General features: G+C 39.5%; 18 protein-coding genes. 8 read left to right on the top strand and 10 right to left on the bottom strand.

The annotated features are described in order from the left end of the window. Window positions 1-97: 97 nt before the first annotated feature. A complete protein-coding gene (locus BK575_RS01330; RefSeq protein ID WP_078408560.1) occupies window positions 98-955 on the bottom strand; it encodes a peptidylprolyl isomerase in 858 nt (285 codons plus the stop codon). 232 nt (window positions 956-1,187) lie between these two features. Between BK575_RS01330 and BK575_RS01335 the strand changes: the two genes are divergently transcribed. Further along, complete coding sequence (locus tag BK575_RS01335) at window positions 1,188-1,280, top strand: YjcZ family sporulation protein (protein ID WP_139367954.1); 93 nt, start codon at window positions 1,188-1,190, stop codon at window positions 1,278-1,280. 50 nt (window positions 1,281-1,330) lie between these two features. Here the strand turns inward: BK575_RS01335 and BK575_RS01340 are convergent, their stop codons facing one another. Then, on the bottom strand, window positions 1,331-1,510 hold the full coding sequence (locus BK575_RS01340) for a hypothetical protein (RefSeq protein WP_078408562.1): 180 nt from the start codon (window positions 1,508-1,510) through the stop codon (window positions 1,331-1,333). Window positions 1,511-1,732: 222 nt separating this feature from the next. Between BK575_RS01340 and BK575_RS01345 the strand changes: the two genes are divergently transcribed. Continuing rightward, a complete protein-coding gene (locus BK575_RS01345; RefSeq protein WP_078408563.1) occupies window positions 1,733-2,077 on the top strand; it encodes a DUF1878 family protein in 345 nt (114 codons plus the stop codon). On the opposite strand, the gene BK575_RS01350 is transcribed toward BK575_RS01345, so the two are convergent. After that, window positions 2,074-2,673, bottom strand: a complete 600-nt coding sequence (locus tag BK575_RS01350; protein WP_078408564.1) for an HTH-type transcriptional regulator Hpr — start codon at window positions 2,671-2,673, stop codon at window positions 2,074-2,076. The genes BK575_RS01345 and BK575_RS01350 overlap by 4 nt on opposite strands. Window positions 2,674-2,810: 137 nt before the next feature. Continuing rightward, window positions 2,811-3,185, bottom strand: coding sequence for a YtxH domain-containing protein (locus BK575_RS01355; RefSeq protein ID WP_078408565.1), 375 nt, complete (start codon window positions 3,183-3,185; stop codon window positions 2,811-2,813). Between the two features lie 401 nt (window positions 3,186-3,586). Here BK575_RS01355 and BK575_RS01360 point away from each other — a divergent pair, with 401 nt between their 5' ends. Together BK575_RS01360 and BK575_RS01365 are read left to right on the top strand one after the other, a co-directional pair. Next, the gene (locus BK575_RS01360; RefSeq protein ID WP_078408566.1) at window positions 3,587-3,778 is read left to right on the top strand and encodes a hypothetical protein; all 192 of its coding nucleotides are present in this window, start codon (window positions 3,587-3,589) and stop codon (window positions 3,776-3,778) included. A gap of 316 nt (window positions 3,779-4,094) precedes the next feature. Beyond that, window positions 4,095-5,139, top strand: a protein-coding gene (locus tag BK575_RS01365; protein WP_139367955.1) for an IS630 family transposase whose coding sequence is annotated in 2 segments (ribosomal slippage) — window positions 4,095-4,592 and window positions 4,594-5,139 — 1,044 coding nt in all. Because the reading frame shifts where the segments join, the coding sequence is not laid out codon by codon here. Between the two features lie 197 nt (window positions 5,140-5,336). Here BK575_RS01365 and BK575_RS01370 read toward each other — a convergent pair. The 3 genes from BK575_RS01370 to BK575_RS01380 form a co-directional block, all read right to left on the bottom strand. Then, complete coding sequence (locus BK575_RS01370; RefSeq protein ID WP_078408567.1) at window positions 5,337-5,861, bottom strand: tryptophan transporter; 525 nt, start codon at window positions 5,859-5,861, stop codon at window positions 5,337-5,339. A 120-nt stretch (window positions 5,862-5,981) separates the two neighbouring features. Next, window positions 5,982-7,085 (bottom strand): 3-phosphoserine/phosphohydroxythreonine transaminase, encoded by a 1,104-nt coding sequence (gene serC / locus BK575_RS01375; RefSeq protein WP_078408568.1) that lies wholly within the window; start codon window positions 7,083-7,085, stop codon window positions 5,982-5,984. A gap of 280 nt (window positions 7,086-7,365) precedes the next feature. Next, window positions 7,366-7,800: an HIT family protein gene (locus BK575_RS01380; RefSeq protein WP_078408569.1), complete on the bottom strand. Its 435-nt coding sequence runs from the start codon at window positions 7,798-7,800 to the stop codon at window positions 7,366-7,368. 867 nt (window positions 7,801-8,667) lie between these two features. Between BK575_RS01380 and BK575_RS01385 the strand changes: the two genes are divergently transcribed. The 3 genes from BK575_RS01385 to BK575_RS01395 all read left to right on the top strand — a co-directional run bounded on the left by BK575_RS01385 (window position 8,668) and on the right by BK575_RS01395 (window position 11,403). Further along, window positions 8,668-9,411, top strand: coding sequence for an ABC transporter ATP-binding protein (locus tag BK575_RS01385; protein WP_078408570.1), 744 nt, complete (start codon window positions 8,668-8,670; stop codon window positions 9,409-9,411). Continuing rightward, entirely contained in the window at window positions 9,404-10,615 is a 1,212-nt protein-coding gene (locus BK575_RS01390) for an ABC transporter permease (RefSeq protein ID WP_078408571.1), read from the top strand. The genes BK575_RS01385 and BK575_RS01390 overlap by 8 nt, the downstream gene beginning before the upstream one ends. Before the next feature lie 68 nt (window positions 10,616-10,683). Next, the gene (locus BK575_RS01395; RefSeq protein ID WP_078408572.1) at window positions 10,684-11,403 is read left to right on the top strand and encodes an EcsC family protein; all 720 of its coding nucleotides are present in this window, start codon (window positions 10,684-10,686) and stop codon (window positions 11,401-11,403) included. Window positions 11,404-11,518: 115 nt separating this feature from the next. Here the strand turns inward: BK575_RS01395 and BK575_RS01400 are convergent, their stop codons facing one another. Then, window positions 11,519-12,730, bottom strand: coding sequence for a M20 metallopeptidase family protein (locus BK575_RS01400; protein WP_078408573.1), 1,212 nt, complete (start codon window positions 12,728-12,730; stop codon window positions 11,519-11,521). A gap of 192 nt (window positions 12,731-12,922) precedes the next feature. Here BK575_RS01400 and BK575_RS01405 point away from each other — a divergent pair, with 192 nt between their 5' ends. Further along, on the top strand, window positions 12,923-13,573 hold the full coding sequence (locus BK575_RS01405; RefSeq protein ID WP_078408574.1) for a phosphatase PAP2 family protein: 651 nt from the start codon (window positions 12,923-12,925) through the stop codon (window positions 13,571-13,573). Window positions 13,574-13,702: 129 nt separating this feature from the next. On the opposite strand, the gene BK575_RS01410 is transcribed toward BK575_RS01405, so the two are convergent. Together BK575_RS01410 and BK575_RS01415 are read right to left on the bottom strand one after the other, a co-directional pair. Next, window positions 13,703-15,094 carry a hypothetical protein gene (locus BK575_RS01410; protein WP_078408575.1) on the bottom strand — a complete coding sequence of 464 codons (1,392 nt, stop codon included), beginning with the start codon at window positions 15,092-15,094 and terminating at the stop codon, window positions 13,703-13,705. A 390-nt stretch (window positions 15,095-15,484) separates the two neighbouring features. Further along, the gene (locus BK575_RS01415) at window positions 15,485-15,994 is read right to left on the bottom strand and encodes an antibiotic biosynthesis monooxygenase family protein (RefSeq protein WP_078408576.1); all 510 of its coding nucleotides are present in this window, start codon (window positions 15,992-15,994) and stop codon (window positions 15,485-15,487) included. Window positions 15,995-16,120: the final 126 nt, after the last annotated feature.

Genomic DNA, 16,120 nt, shown 5'->3' on the forward strand with positions numbered 1-16,120 from the left:
TTACGAAATCCTTGCTTTTACTGGACTTTCATGACGGGGCCTTTCAGGAGGATGTGTCAAAAGAGTACTTGTTACCCTTTTGACACATCCTCTTTATTTATTGTTGGGCTTCGGATGTTTCGAAAGCATCTTTCAAGTCTTCGTCTTTCACTTCGACTTTAGCTGCCTTCATTTCTTCATCTACCGCTTTTTGAAGTTTTTCCGGATCAAGCTTTGAGCGTTTGATCTCTTTTTCCAGTTCCGCTTTCATTTTTTCGAATGATTCTAATTCTTTCTTGTCTGTTACTTTGATGATATGGTAACCAAATGAAGATTTAACCGGCTCACTTACTTGGCCTTTTTTCAGCTTATAAGCGGCTTCTTCAAATTCAGGAACCATTTTGCCAGAGCCGAAGAATCCCAAGTCTCCGCCGTTTTCAGCAGAACCCGGATCTTGTGAATATTCTTTAGCGAGCTTAGCGAAGTCTTCGCCTTTATCCAATTTAGCTTTTACTTCTTTCGCCGTTTTTTCGTCTTGAACTAAAATATGGCTTGCTTTTACTTCAGGCTTTTTAGCATCGTAAGCTTCTTTTAGTTCCTTGTCTGTTACTTTAATATCCGCTGTTGCAGCCTTTTCACGAAGAAGATCGATTTTTAGCATGCGTTTAACTTGGTCTACACCATTTTGCTGGATAGCAGCTTCAAATTGCTGTCCATACTGCTCTTTTAAGCTTTCAAGCTCTTGGTCGACTTCTTTATCCGTTACTTTATATTTTTCGCCTAGAACCTTTTCATCCACTAAATCGCGGATGGTTTCATCGCCTAAACGATCTTTTAATGCGCTGTAAAGTTCATCTTTCGTAATGTTGCCGGCTTTTGTTTCGACGACTACTTCAGAGTCTCCGCCTCCACCATTACAGGCTGTAAGAGCGATCATACTTGCAGCTGTTGTTAATGCGATTAAGCCTTTTTTCATTCTTCAAACAACTCCTACTTTCAATTTTTACTGACAGTATGCCCAAACGGCATCCATTAATATATCACATTCTCTCATTGTAACGAAAAGGTCTTGAAAATGAAAGTATTTCAATAATATCGCTTTGAAACAGCCTTTTACAGGATTTCATTATGATGCAGGACATTAGCCTAAACGAAAGTTAGTGTTTTTGCATACGATGGAATATGAATCGATGAAGGAGGTGCTTGTCATGTCTGGAGGATGCGGTTACAACAACGGGTTTGCGCTGATCGTCGTATTGTTCATTTTATTGATTATTGTTGGTGCTGCTTGTTTTTGCTAATCATTTAGAATGCAAAAAGCGATGAAGACCGGCTTCATCGCTTTTTTGCCTTATGTAAATAATACTTCCACATAAGATGAAATTAATAAAATAGTCATGAGAACATTTATGGTTCGAAAAACTTTCGGCTGTTTTTCTTCTGGAATTTCTTTTTGAATACATAATGTATTTGTTAATGTATTAATGTAAAATAAAATAAATAAAGCAAATGCAATGAAAAATATGGTCATTCAATATATTCCCCCAACATCAAAATAATGAGCGGCACAGCTATATATATGAAGCTCACTGGTTATAAAGAGAAACAATGGTATGGAAAGACATACCTGACTATATTAACAATACCAAAAAAAAGTGGAAATAGATAGAATAAAGATAGAGCGGGAAAAGGATTGAATATTTCAAAAGGAGATTATACTCTGCTGTAGAGAGTAAAGGAGAAGAATAGCTCGATGGAATCGTTGGAATCTCGTTTAAATCGTCTAGAGTTTTATTTTCAAATCGTATGGGAAAATACGAACTTAGACGGAAAACCATTTTATATGCTTATCATCAAAAAAGAATTAACAAAGCAGGAAGTGGACGATATTTTCAATACTTGTGAAGAGTTGAGCAAAAAGTATGAGGAGCAAAAGGCGGAAGGTTTGATTGACTATGTTCCGCTTCTTACACAATTTGTCGGTATGCTCACTCCCAAGATAGCCCCGCATGAAGCTGTCGATGCGCTTTTCAAACAGGGGCTATACAAAGAAATGATGAGAGAATTTTCAGAAATTATAAAACGGATAAGGGATTAATTGGGGATAATTTCTTCTTTTGTAATTTCAGCTTTCTCTTCTTTTTTAACCAACTTTCCATTTTCTTCCATGAATTCTTGTTCAATATTATGAAATGAGCGTTCGAAAATGTCCATAAAGTCTTCTCCGTAAATTTTACGAATAACTGACATTAACTCGATAAATTCAGGAAACTTCCCATAGATGTTCTTCAAAGGGAGAGAACCGCCAAATACTGAATTTTGAGAAGGGTCATAGTTTTCCATTATATCTAGTAAAATATTTTCTCCCTTGTCTGTCAGTTTGATGTACGTGTTCCGTTTGTCATTTTCTTTTTTGGAAAACTCTAATAATCCCCGTTCTTCCAATTTCTTGGAAAAGTTGAAGGCTGTGGAGACATGCATCACACCAAATTTGGCAATTTCGGAAATGGAAGCCCCTTTTAAATGGTAAGCAATCCATAAGATGTGGTGCTCATTGATATTGAGGTCATACGGTTTGATCCATTGCTGCCAATCCTTTTCAACAGTTTTCCAGAGTGCTTTGCTCAATTGAGCCATTCGCTGGCTAAATAGCATCGCTTCTTTTAAATTCAACTCTTTTTCATCATTTTTCATTTCTCCACCTACTTTAACCTACTCAATTATTATTTATCTTCTATTATGCCAATAAAATAAAAATTTATAAAGATATAAATTTACGAAATTTTTAAATTATAAAAGAGAAGGAGTATTTTCCTTCTCTTTTTAGTGTATTATTTCTTTTTAGTATTTGTGTTTTGTACTTGTTGTTCAAGATTTGTTAATGAATGCTGAATGTCATCCAGGTGAGATTGGATGGCTTGCTGATGGGGAAGGGTACTTTGTTTCCATTCTGCTACGGATTGTGTGAGATCTTTCATGACATTTTTTACAATAGTATTGCTTGTCTCTGTTGTATGCTGAACTTGTTTTTTAACATCGTTTGTACGGCTTTTTAAATCGAACAATGTTTGTTCACTTTTTTCCTTGGCAATGTGTAATCGAGATCGCAGTTCTTTGCCAGAGTAAGGGGTTAATACAAGGATACCTGCACAGGCAGCGATGCCGCCTGTTAAAATTCCTAATGTAAGAGACTTTCCACGCTTCATGTTTTTCACTCCTCTATATAAATTAGTACATATATGTTGTTATTTGTGCATAATGTTAACTATATAGATCGATTTAGAAAATTCGACATGACCAAAGAACGGCCATGCCAAATTTTCTAGACCTAAGCGGCTGCCACCCCCCTTGCGGGGTTGGCGCCATCCGCATAGGTGAACCCTTGAGGGCGAATTCAAGTTGTCTAGATCATCGATTGTGATGCCTCTCGATTGAATGAAGATGTGTCGAGTTATTAAGTGGAATATATATAAGAGATTGTTCAAACAGTCCGGGAAAAATGATGGTTAAATCTCTGCGTCAGCTTACTGTTTGGGCTGCTCAAAGAGCACCTCACATCGTTAAACTTCTCGGTCTTATTTGAATACCCATTAAAGGGGGATGAGACATGGCAGGAATGATTTTTGGATTGGCGGCACTGAGTATACTGTTATTATTTGGGATGTTCAATGCAATCAGAGCTACGCAAAAAACAGCATCTTATCCACCTAAACACATATTAAAAAAGAGAGCAGCGATGTTTGGGATTTCAGCGCTTGTGATTTTGCTCCTGGTCCTTACACTATATTATGTAACCTAATATGGGCTATATAAACATATGATTTTATATTATAAATCCACATAAATAATTTAACACGGGCAAAGAACGCCCGTGTTAAATTATTTGCGCATAAGCGGCTGGCAAGCGCCCTTGCGGGTTCTTGCCAGCCGCTTATACGAAGACCTTTGTAGGCTTATTCGGGATAGAATAACAAAAAGGCGTAAATAGAGCAAGAAGCGGTGGCGAATGTTAAAAAATTAAATAGGACCTATATATATAAGTTGAATTAAAGGATTACAATCACTCTCTGTTGAAGTATAAGGGTAACACTTACCAATGAACGGAGAGGAACGAGATGACCCATTCACGTCAACATGAAATCGAAACCTTGCTTACAGCGATGAAAACGACCAAAGATAAACGAATGTATGAACGTTATCAAGCGATCTATTTTTATTTACAAGGCTACTCTAAAAAAGACATCACAACCATGATTGGGCGTTCCGAAAAAACCATCTATAACTACGTGAATGCCTACGAAGAAAAAGGACTAGATGGCTTAACCATGGGACAATCACCTGGAGCCCCACGCAAATTAACTCCCGACCAAGAACAGGAATTGGCTCAAGTGATTACGACCAAACTTCCCGTAGATGTTGGCTTCCCAGCTAAGCATAATTGGACGTTAAAGATCATTGCTTCATTTATCGAGAAAACATGGAACCAACCGTATACTCTTCGTGGTGTTTCTCGGCTTTTACACGATTTAGGCCTTAGTTATACCAAACCGACTTATACGCTGGCAAAAGCGGACCCGTTGAAACAAAAAGAGTTTGTGGAAGAGACATTCCCTGCCTATAAAAAAACTCTTAAATGAGGAGATTGACCATCTTCTCTTTCAAGATGAGTCGATGATTCGGGATTACCAAGCTCTTCAATACACATGGTTTTTAAAAGGCAAGCAGCGAATCATTCCGACTTATGGAAAGCATCAGGGTGTCAAACTCATCGGTACACTTAATTATGAAACGGGAGATGTGCTTTGTGTAGAAGAAGAACGATACGATGCCGAAGCGTTTCTTCGTTTTCTTCAAAAGGTATTGAAACATTATCCAACCGGGAAAATTGTTATGGTGTTAGATAATGCCCGTATTCATCATGCGAAGCTGATTGAACCTTTTTTGCGTAGCCACCAACATCGTTTAGAATTGGTCTTTTTACCACCTTACAGTCCTGAGTTAAATCTCATTGAAGGATTATGGAAATGGCTCAAATCAGACGTGATTAATAACCTTTTTTATTCCTCTGTCAAAGAGATTCGAAGAAATGTGCAAGCTTTTATTCGTGAGCTAAATGACTCCCCTAGAAAAGTGATTGATCGATTGTGTATTCGATTGTAAAAGATAAATTCAACTTATATAGATTGATTTAGAAAATTCGACATGACCAAAGAACGGCCATGTCGAACTTCCTAAACCTAAGCGGATTCAAGTTGTCTGGATAATCGATTGTGAACGCTTCTTGATGGAACGGAGATGTTTCAAGTTATTAAGCGGAATATACATAAAAAAGTCCGACTAACGTCGGACTTTTACTATCAGGCTGAAACCTCAGTTTTTATACTCGTACGTTTTAATACATTTAAAACGATTGGATATACAACGACCATGACAATCGTATTCACAAGAGCTGCCGGTAAGACAACTACTTTGATAAGAGTGCTGAATTCACCTGGAAGGCCTACTAAAAAGAAAGCCGAAGATAAAAAGATAACCCCTGAAACGATTGTACCAATAGCTGTTAACACAGCCGCTGCAGCTGTTGACTTAGCCAATTTCTTGACCGTCATTACTAAAGCGAAGAAAACCAAAGCTGTTACGGGCTTATCAATCATATTGGCAATTTGACCGCCTGGGAAACTTGTTGTCAAAGCTGACATGGCCCCCGTCGTCAACCCCACCAATAAGACGCTCTTTAGGTTTGGGAATAACAGAATGCCGAGAAACATCATCGTTAATAGCATATCAGGCTTCATCCCAAATAAAATAGGCGGTACTACAGTGTGCAGCACTGCTCCAATTCCTACTAATAATGATAAGGACACCAACGTTTTTGTATTCACTTCTCATCTCTCCTCTTCTAAACTGAACTCTTTTTGTTTACAATCTACCAATAGTGCACTATTTGCCTATTGCGTAAACTGTTAACGACATTATAACAAAAGTCCATGTAAATGTAAAAATCAATTTTGTGAATGGCTTACATTTGCTAGACGAAATTCTTTCATGAAGGAAACAAGTGCTTCACAAGTTTCTACTGGAACTGCATTGTAAATGGAAGCGCGGCATCCTCCTACAGAACGATGTCCTGCGAGTCCTACAAATCCCTTATCTTTTGCTTGCTGCAAAAACGACTTTGTCAGCTCTTCATTCGGAAGGGTGAATGTTACGTTCATGATCGAGCGGCTGTCTTTATCCGCATGTGGACGGTAAAAGTCTGGATGTTCATCCATGCATTCATATATAAGTGATGCTTTGTATTCATTTTGTTTTTGAACAGCTTCTACTCCGCCTTGTTCTTTTACCCAATCAAGTACGAGTGACAACATATAAATGCCAAAAGTAGGAGGAGTGTGATATAGAGAGTTGCTCTTAGCGTGTGTATTATAGTCTAGAATAGTTGGCAAGTTTTCAGGGATGCGGTCAAGCAGCTCTTTCTTTAGAATTACAACCGTCACGCCTGATGGGCCTAAGTTCTTTTGGGCTCCGGCATAGATGAGTGAGAACTTGTTGATATCAATTTTTTTGCATAAAATATCACTCGACATATCAGCGATTAAATCGACACCTTCAAATGAAGGGTATTCATGCCATTGTGTACCATAAATTGTATTATTTGAAGTAATATGCAAATAAGCAATTTTTTCATCCGGTAAGATAATGTCTTCTTGTTTGGGGATAGAACGGTATTTGCCTTCTGCCGTTGAAGCGGCAATCGCGGTTTTACCTTCTTTTTTGGCTTCTTTCAATGCTTTCTCAGACCATGAGCCGGTTAAAACGTAGGCTGCTGTCTCGTCTGCGCTTAAAAAGTTCATCGGAACCATAGAGAATTGCAGGCTTGCGCCGCCTTGAAGGAACAAAATCTCGTACGTGTCCGGAATGCTTAACAATTCTTTTAATGAACTTTTGGCATTCTCTAAAACCTGTTCAAAATCTTTACTGCGGTGGGAAAGCTCCATTACAGACATTCCGGTCTGATGATAATCGACAAGCTCAGCTTGCGCTTTTTGCAAGACCGGTAACGGAAGGGCAGATGGACCCGCGTTAAAGTTATAGGCTCTTTTCATCTCAAAATTCCTCCTCGAGTTATTTAACTAAAATGAATATTCTTATACTATCATGAAATGTCGAATTTTAGTGTTAATTTTTTAAAAATTCAGGAGGGCAATTCGAACAAAAAGCGTGTTTCGAATTGCCCTCCTGAAAAGGAACCGTCAAAGGAGATTCAGTAAAAGCTGAGGATGTATTGACGGTTCCTTTTAAATAAAGAACAATGTCGCTTTCATGAGCATTGTCGAATTTAGGCTAGTCTTCAAAAAATAGTGTTTGTTGCATCGGGGTAAAAAATTAGCGAATGGCTTCTGAAATAGTGGTGGCAATGTTTTGTAAATCTTCAGGTGTGTATTCGCTTTGATGGGATTTCCACACTGCCCCGAATCCATCTCCGTCGCCATAGCGCGGCAGGATGTGCATATGATAATGGAAAACAGTTTGTCCGGCTGCTTCTCCATTATTATTTAAAAGATTTAAACCAGCGGGTTCATATTGCTGTTTAATGGCGTTTGCAATTTGAGGGACCGCTTCAAATAGACGGGAAGCGATGTCCGGTGTCAGCTCATGAATATCTTTTTTATGTATTTTTGGAATGACAAGAGTATGGCCCTTCGTTACCTGGCTAATATCTAAAAAGGCGAGCACATGCTCATTTTCGAACACTTTAGCACAAGGAATTTCACCGCGGATAATCTTACAAAAAATACATTGTTCATCATGTGTACTCATCTGACTTCTTCCTTTCTCTTCATGTAATTATTGGTATTTTATCATAAGGACCCATTAAAGAACCATGCTGATTTTAATACAAGGCAAATAAAAACGAGAGAATGCAATCGAATGATGCATCCTCCCGCCGGAAGAAGGGATAGATAAAAAGCTTTTACTTCATCTTACGTTACGTTTAGGGAACACCTCATTTGCCAGTCATTTATTTGCTTATTTTCTGGTTACTTGTCTGCGACAAACACCTCATTTTAAGCAAAAAATTTAGTGAGCTTGACCTAATATAAGCAACTCTGCTGCATGGTCTTTGACAAACACCTCATTTACCTCATTTAGTGAGTCTAATCCATTATGAGCAAATCAGCTGCATAGCCTGCGACAAACACCTCATTTTAAAAATGATTTAGTAAGTCTAAATGAATATGAGCAAATTGGCTGCATGGTCTTTGACAAACACCTCATTTAAAGAAATGATTTAGTAAGTCTGACCTTTAATGAGCAAATCAGCTATATGGCCTGCGATAAACACCTCATTTACAATGAAGTAAATTTTTGCTGTTCATGTTCACTCACATTGTTCAAACTAACCATCCCCTTATTAATAAGCGTAGAAAGAAGTGTATGGTCTAATTGACAAGATTGTCTTTTGTAGACACCTCATTTCAATGCTGAAACTGTGAATCATTGTAAAATGATTATCAACATTGTTTTATCTTGTCCCCTCTTCCTCAATTAGATTACCCGCCATTTAAGAAAAACATACAAAGGGAAATAATGGTTTTTAATCACGCGCTATAAGAAAAATGTGCAAAGAGCGAAGATTTGTTAAAATAAAGCTAAAGTAAAATTAATGAAAAAGAAGGAGAATTCATGACAACTTTATTACAGCTTCAAAATGTTACAGGAGGCTATACAAAAAAGCCGGTTTTAAAGAATGTATCCTTTCATGTGAAAAAGGGAGAGCTTGTTGGCTTAATTGGTTTAAATGGAGCAGGGAAAAGTACGACGATCAAACATATTATTGGATTAATGGAAGCAAAAAGCGGAGATATTTCGATTAATGGAAAATCGTTTAAAGAAGACGCAAATCGTTACCGTTCCCAATTTACATTCATTCCGGAAACACCTGTGCTGTATGATGAACTTACATTAAAGGAACACCTTGAATTGACAGCGATGGCTTATAATATCGACCGGCAAACCTATGAAGAGCGTCTGTCCAAATTGTTGAAAGAGTTTAGAATGGATAAAAAGCTGAAATGGTTCCCAGCCCATTTTTCAAAAGGGATGAAGCAAAAGGTCATGATTATGTGTGCTTTTTTAGTTCAGCCATCCCTTTATATCATAGATGAACCTTTTTTGGGGCTGGACCCTCTCGGCATTCAGTCTCTGCTCGATTTAATGAACGAGATGAAAGCGCAGGGAGCTGGTATTTTAATGTCCACACATATTTTAGCGACAGCGGAACGTTATTGTGACCAATTCGTCATTTTACATAATGGGGAAGTGCGGGCGAAAGGGACGTTAGAGGAGCTGCGCCAAGAATTTGCCATGCCAGAAGCAACTTTGGATGAAATTTATATTCGGTTAACGAAGGAAGAAGATTATGAATGATGTAAATGCTTTGTGGAAGCAACGAGTTCAACAATATGCGGCCGATACGAGAAAATATTTGAAGTACATGCTGAACGACCATTTAAAAATTGTCTTAATTTTTATTCTCGGAGGAGCGGCCTATTATTATCAATTATGGCTAGAACAACTCTCTCCTTCTTTTCCGGCTGCTTTATTGATGGCGCTTATTATAGGCATTGTATTGACGACAGGAGGGATTCGGACATTTTTCAAGCAGGCTGATATCGTCTTTTTACTTCCTTTGGAACAACGACTGAAGCCTTATTTGATCAAGTCTTTTTTCTTTAGTTTTACATCTCAGGTCTACGTGTTATTAATTACAGTTGCTGCATTGGCTCCTCTTTATGTGAAGGCGACAGGACAAGCTTACGGATCGATTGTAACGGTGTTTATTCTTTTTTTATTGGTGAAGCTTGCAAACGCCTTTATGTCATGGCATATGACATATTTTGAAGATTTTTCGGCAAGAGGAGCCGATTATGCAGTGAGGTTTGCCTTGAATAGCGTATTTGCTTATTTATTGTTTGCGAACGCTCCTCTTTTCTTTCCTTTGGCAGTGGCCGTTCTTATTGCCGGATTGGCTTATTATTATTATGCGTTAACAAAGAAAAAGCCATTAAAGTGGGAGCATTTAATTGAGCTGGAAACAAAGCGGATGCTGTTCTTTTATCGTATAGCCAATTTATTTACCGATGTTCCGAACATAAAAGAGAAGGTCGTGCGGCGCGCTTACATGGACTGGTTATTGAAACGCATACGGTTTGCTCCATCGGCATCTTACCAGTATTTATATAGCCGAACGTTTTTGCGAGCCGGCGATTATTTTGGTTTGGTTATTCGATTGACGATTATTGGGGGACTTATACTATGGAATGCGCCGCTGCAATATGGAAACATGATAGTGGCTGCGGCTATTATTTATTTAACTGGTTTTCAGCTCATGCCGTTATGGAAGCATCATGAATATAAGCTGTGGACATCACTATACCCTATTGAAGAAGCGCAGAGGGAAAAAGCTTTTTTGAATTTGCTTCAAATCGTCTTAAGTGTTCAAGCTATTCTTTTATCTTTATTCGTTCTCCTAAAAAATCCCATTACAAGTTCAGCCGTTTTGCTTATGGGGCTTTTGTTCGGTCAGCTGTTCATTAAAATCTATATTCGTTCCAAACTTAAAAAAATGTGAAAAAGAAGGAACGAATTAGGAGCTCATTCGTATTATTAGTAACAATCGAAGAAAAGGATGATATGCGTATGGATGCATATGAACAGAAAGTACTAGCCGAAGTGATGAACTGGAAGGCAGCAATGGATAAAAAATCTCCTGTTTTTCAGCGGATGGCCAAGAAGGTTCAAACGACAATTAACAATAAAATTCCAGAAAAGGTTCATGAAGTGATCACCGAAAGCATCAAAAAAATGGTGCAGGCGACCATTATGGGCTCTAATTTAACAACGAAGGCTAAAAGTACTGCCAACTTTTCATTAGAGCAAAAAGAGCAGCTGGTATTGAAAACGATTGAGCAATATAAAAAAACGGCAGCAGTGGAAGGGGCGGGAACAGGTGCAGGCGGTTTTTTGTGGGGATTGGCTGATTTTCCGCTTTTATTATCCATTAAAATGAAATGTTTATTCGACATAGCTTCCATTTACGGTTTTGACATTAAAAAAGTCGAGGAACGTATTTTTGTTTTATATATTTTTCATTTGGCATTTTGCAGTGATGAACTGCGTCCTGTCATTTTAGAGAAATTGGAGAAATGGAACAGCGATCTAACAGAAACCAAAGAGGTTGATTGGCGCACTTTCCAACAGGAGTATCGTGACTATATTGATTTTGTGAAAATGCTCCAGCTCATGCCAGGAATCGGTGCTGTCGTTGGTGCGGTTGCGAACTATCGTCTTCTCGATCATCTGGGTGAAACGGCTATGAATGTTTATCGTCTGCGTTTGCTGAAAGATAGCCTCTGTTGAATTTCATATTTAAGAGAAAGAAAACCAGCATGGAAAGGTCCGTGCTGGTTCTTTTTAAAAGGGTTATCCCCGATTAACGGCCATAAGATCCTCACTAATGGTTTCTTTTGCGGTTCTAGTTGTTCGTTGTCACGCTTTCTTCAATGGGCTGGTTTTTCTCTAGGTATGTCCATGCTGCCGTTCCCAGCACCTTTGCGGCAATGAGCATCGCTTTTTCATCAAAATTAAAACGTGGATGGTGGTGCGGATAAGCATTTGTCACTTCAGGCGCTTTAGCACCGGTGAAGAAGAAGGTACCTTTTACATGCTGAAGATAATAAGCGAAATCCTCTCCGCCCATATGGGGTTCTGTTTCCTCCACCGCAATAACGCCTTCGATTCCTTTTGCCGTATCGATTAAAAAGTCCGTCTCTTCCGGATGATTGACAACAGGAGGATAACCGCGTGTATAAACATATTCATAATCTGCATCTGCAGCGAGGCAGGTACCCTTTATGACTCGTTCAATTTCATCTTCGATTTGCGTTCTAACCTCTTCATTGAAGGTACGAACGGTACCAACAAGCTTGGCACTGTCGGCAATGACGTTAAAAGCGTTTTCCGCTACAAATGATCCAACGGTGACGACAGCGGAATCAATCGGATTGACACGCCGGCTTACGATTTGTTGTAAATTCATGACAAGCTGTGAAGCGATCACGATGGAATCCTTCGTTTTATGAGGCTGGGCTCCATGGCCGCCTGACCCTTTAATCGTAATTTCAAACCGGTCTGCGGCTGCCATTATGGGACCGGTTCGGTATTGAATAACGCCTGTAGGAACGGTTGCCCATAAGTGAGTACCGAAAATGGCATCAACACCTTCCAGGCAGCCGGCCTCAATCATTTCTTTCGCTCCCCCTGGAGCATATTCTTCTGCATGTTGATGAATGCAGACAATATTCCCGTGAAGGTGTTCCCTCATATCGTAGAAGACTTCTGCCAAGGAAAGCAAAGTGGCAGTGTGGCCATCGTGGCCGCAAGCATGCATGACTCCAGGCACAGTTGATTTATAAGGTACGTCTTTTTCGTCTTGAATCGGAAGAGCATCGAAGTCAGCCCGCAGTGCCACTGTTTTTCCAGGTTTTTTTCCTTCAATAACAGCGACTAGTCCGTTGCCGCCCACATTAGCTTGAACCGCAATGCCGCGCCTTTCATAAAAAGAACGAATATAAGCCGCTGTTTGATATTCTTTAAATGAAAGTTCCGGATATTGATGGAGATAGCGTCTTATTTCAACCATTTGCTCATACTTCTGCTCAAGAGCCTTCATAAAATTGGAAAACATGCCATAACCCCCTTATAATTATGTAGTGGAACTTATAAACAAAGTAAGTGATAGAAGAAAGCCTTGAAATTTTTGATATTTCTTACAATTATAACATCGTAAAAAGTTTTAGATAAAGAAAAATATATTGCCTATCTTTGCTTTGTCTCTATAATAAAGAAGATTCAAACAGGCGAGAAGGGGGAAGGAAATGTGGAAATCCAACGTTCATATGAATTAAAAAGAAGAATGAACATATGGCCTATATGCGGGTTTTTTATTTGTGTGTTATTATTTTCAATTATCTCATTCATGGTTGCTGGAGATAAACTTTCCATTTTTGATGAGCGGATCTACAATCTTTTTGTAAGCCGGATAGGACCTGTGGAAATTGAAGCACTGGAAGTTGTGTCAGCATTAGCTTCAAAACCAGCTATCATTAGCATTTCCATTTTGACTATCATTTTTTTATGGTTTCTAAAGAGGGACTATGCGGGAATGATTACGATGTTTTTATTTGTGCTGGGGGGTAACTTTGTCAATAAACTAGTAAAGGACTGGGTGCAAAGAGAGCGGCCGCTTTTGGATGGTATCGCCGTAGAAGGTTATAGTTTTCCGAGCGGCCATGCAATGGTCGGATTGATTATGTACGGGATGACTGTCTACTTTATCCATCGACACTCATCGCATTCCTTGCTTAAAAACGCAGTTCTATATGCTGTGATTTTATTAATGATTGCCATAGGTGTCAGCCGGTTTGCCCTCGGTGAGCATTATGCAACAGATGTTTTGGCGGGATACAGTTTAGGCGGATTGATGCTCATTATAGCTATAACGATTTATGACCGTATACGTAAGAAGTGAAAGTAAGCAATAAGTAAAGAATGGAAAAAGAAAGAGGCAGTTCGTCAGCATTTGGAAATGTGCTAGCGGACCGCCTTTTCTTTTTTGAAATCTTATCTCTTTAAGAATAGATTTTATGCTTAGGCGTGATTAAATTAAAAACATTGCCACAATCGTTGTGACGATTAACCCAATCGTGACAGGAAGCAGGTTTTTACGTGCCAGTTCAAACGGGTCTACACCGCAAATGGCGGCGGCCGGGATCAGCGCCCATGGAACGAGGGTACCCCCTCCGACCCAAATGGCAGCGATTTGGCCAAGTGCCGTTAAAGTTGCAGCTCCCGCCCCTATGGCGGCAGAAAACAGTTGGGCAATGGAACCGGCAAGGGAGATGCCTGAAAAACCAGAACCATCAAGGCCTGTAATGGCCCCGACGCCTGTTAACGTAATGGCCCCGATCTGGGCGTTTAACGGAACGATGGAGGCAAGGGCTACCCCCAAGTCATTCACGATTCCGTGGGATTCTTTCGGCAGAAAATCGCCGAGAATAGCCTGAAATCCTGAATCGCCCAAGTAGAAGAACGCAGCAATTGGAATAACCGGACCGAATACTTTAAAACCGAACTGAAAGCCTTCAATCAAATAGCTCGTTGTTTTCTCCAAGCCATTTCCTTTGTAGGCGATGAGAGCAACCAGAACAAGAATGAAGACAGAAGTTCCACCGATTAATGCGGTAGCGTCTCCACCTTGTAAATTCAACATAAACATGGCCCATACATCAATGGCAAATAAAATAGGAATCACGACGGCAATGAATTGTTTTGTGCGAAGAGAAAGGGAGAGTGTCTCATCTTTATCTGAAGAAAAGGATGGTGTAGCTGGATCGGCAGTAAGGGTGCCGTTTTTCATCTCTCTTCTTAGAAGGAAGAAGGCCGTAATAGTCGTGACTGTTCCCATTACGATTACTAGCGGAATGCTGGCAGTGATCACTTCATTAACAGATAATCCGGCAGCATCCGCTGTTAATTTTGGTGCTGCTTGTATGATGAAATCCCCTGACAGGGCAATTCCATGACCAAATAAGTTCATAGCCATAGCGACACCAAGTGCAGGAAGACCCGCACGAATTGCAACTGGCAATAACACAGCGCCTAATAACGCTACAGCTGGGGAAGGCCAGAAGAACCATGAAATGATCATCATTAATAATCCAATGGTCCAATACGCCAGAGCAGGAGTCTTGATGAGACGGGCAAATGGAGAAATCATGACATCGTTAACCCCTGTTGTAGTCAGGGCTTTACTCATGGCTACGATAATGGAGATGACGAGAATGGTAGGGAGAAGTTCGGTGATGGCATAAATAAAACTATTAAAAATACCGCTTACGGCACCGCTTAATGAAGAGGTAGCGGTGATGGCCAATAAGAAAATTCCGACTATGCAAACAAGACTTGTGTCTCTTCTCATAACCATGAACCCAATGATAAGAAAAATGAAGCTCACATAAATCCAATGAAGGGCAGTCAGTTCAATGCCCATAAAAAATCCCTCCCAATAGGTCACTGTACTATACAATATGACAAGGCCGTTCAAATGTGCGAATGCCCAATATATAGATCAATTTAGAAAATTCGACAGGACTAAAGGGTGGTCATGTCGAGTTTTCTAACCCTTGAGCAGCGATTCAAGTTGTCTGGATGAACGATTGTGGTAGAGAAAGATGTGTCGAGTTATTAAGTGGAATGCATATAGAATCCACATAAATAACGGAACATGGGTAACAAAACACCCATGTTCCGTTATACGAAAACCTTTTTGATATGATTCAAGATGGAAGAACAGAAAAGCTAAAATCGGATGAAAGTCGAGAATGGATATTAAAAATTCAATAGGATTCAAAAGTAGTCCCGTACATTGCTGCTGCTCTTTTTACTCACCGGATATGACATGATAAGTCGTAACATAAGATGGTCCAGAAAAGATCGGCTTTTGCTGGTCCATTCCTTCAGATGTCCCCCGTTTTTCATGAGCCTTCTCATAAGCCTTCGATTCCTGCCATTTTTTAAAGGATGTTTCCGAATCCCACATGGTTAAAATCACATACGTATTTGTATCTTTGGGGCGCAATACTCGGATGGCTATAAATCCCGGTTCTTGTTCAATCAATCCGGCCCGCTGACTGAAGCGGTATTCAAATACAGGACGGCCTTCATCCGTAACAGGGATGTTATTTAATACGGCAAAACTCCCTTGTTCCACATTGCCGACTGTATCCAGTACTTCATAATGGTGGCCAGAATTAAAAACGGTTTTTTCCGCTGTTTCATGAATCAGCATGGCATTATCTCCATTGGACATGAGAATCATAGTTTCTTGAAGGTGGTTTTCTTTTACCTTTTGCAAATAATCAGCTGTTCCGAATGTAATGAACATGTTCATGCTATTCCCTCTCTTTGCTATGTATATTTTCCTTGTTTTGGTATATAATGTTTCATTTATCTTCATACTAAATTATATAATTTGAGACAAAAGAAGACAAAAATGGACTTAGTTTTCTTCATAGCG

This window comes from Priestia abyssalis (genome assembly GCF_002019595.1).
GTDB lineage: Bacteria > Bacillota > Bacilli > Bacillales > Bacillaceae_H > Bacillus_BA > Bacillus_BA abyssalis.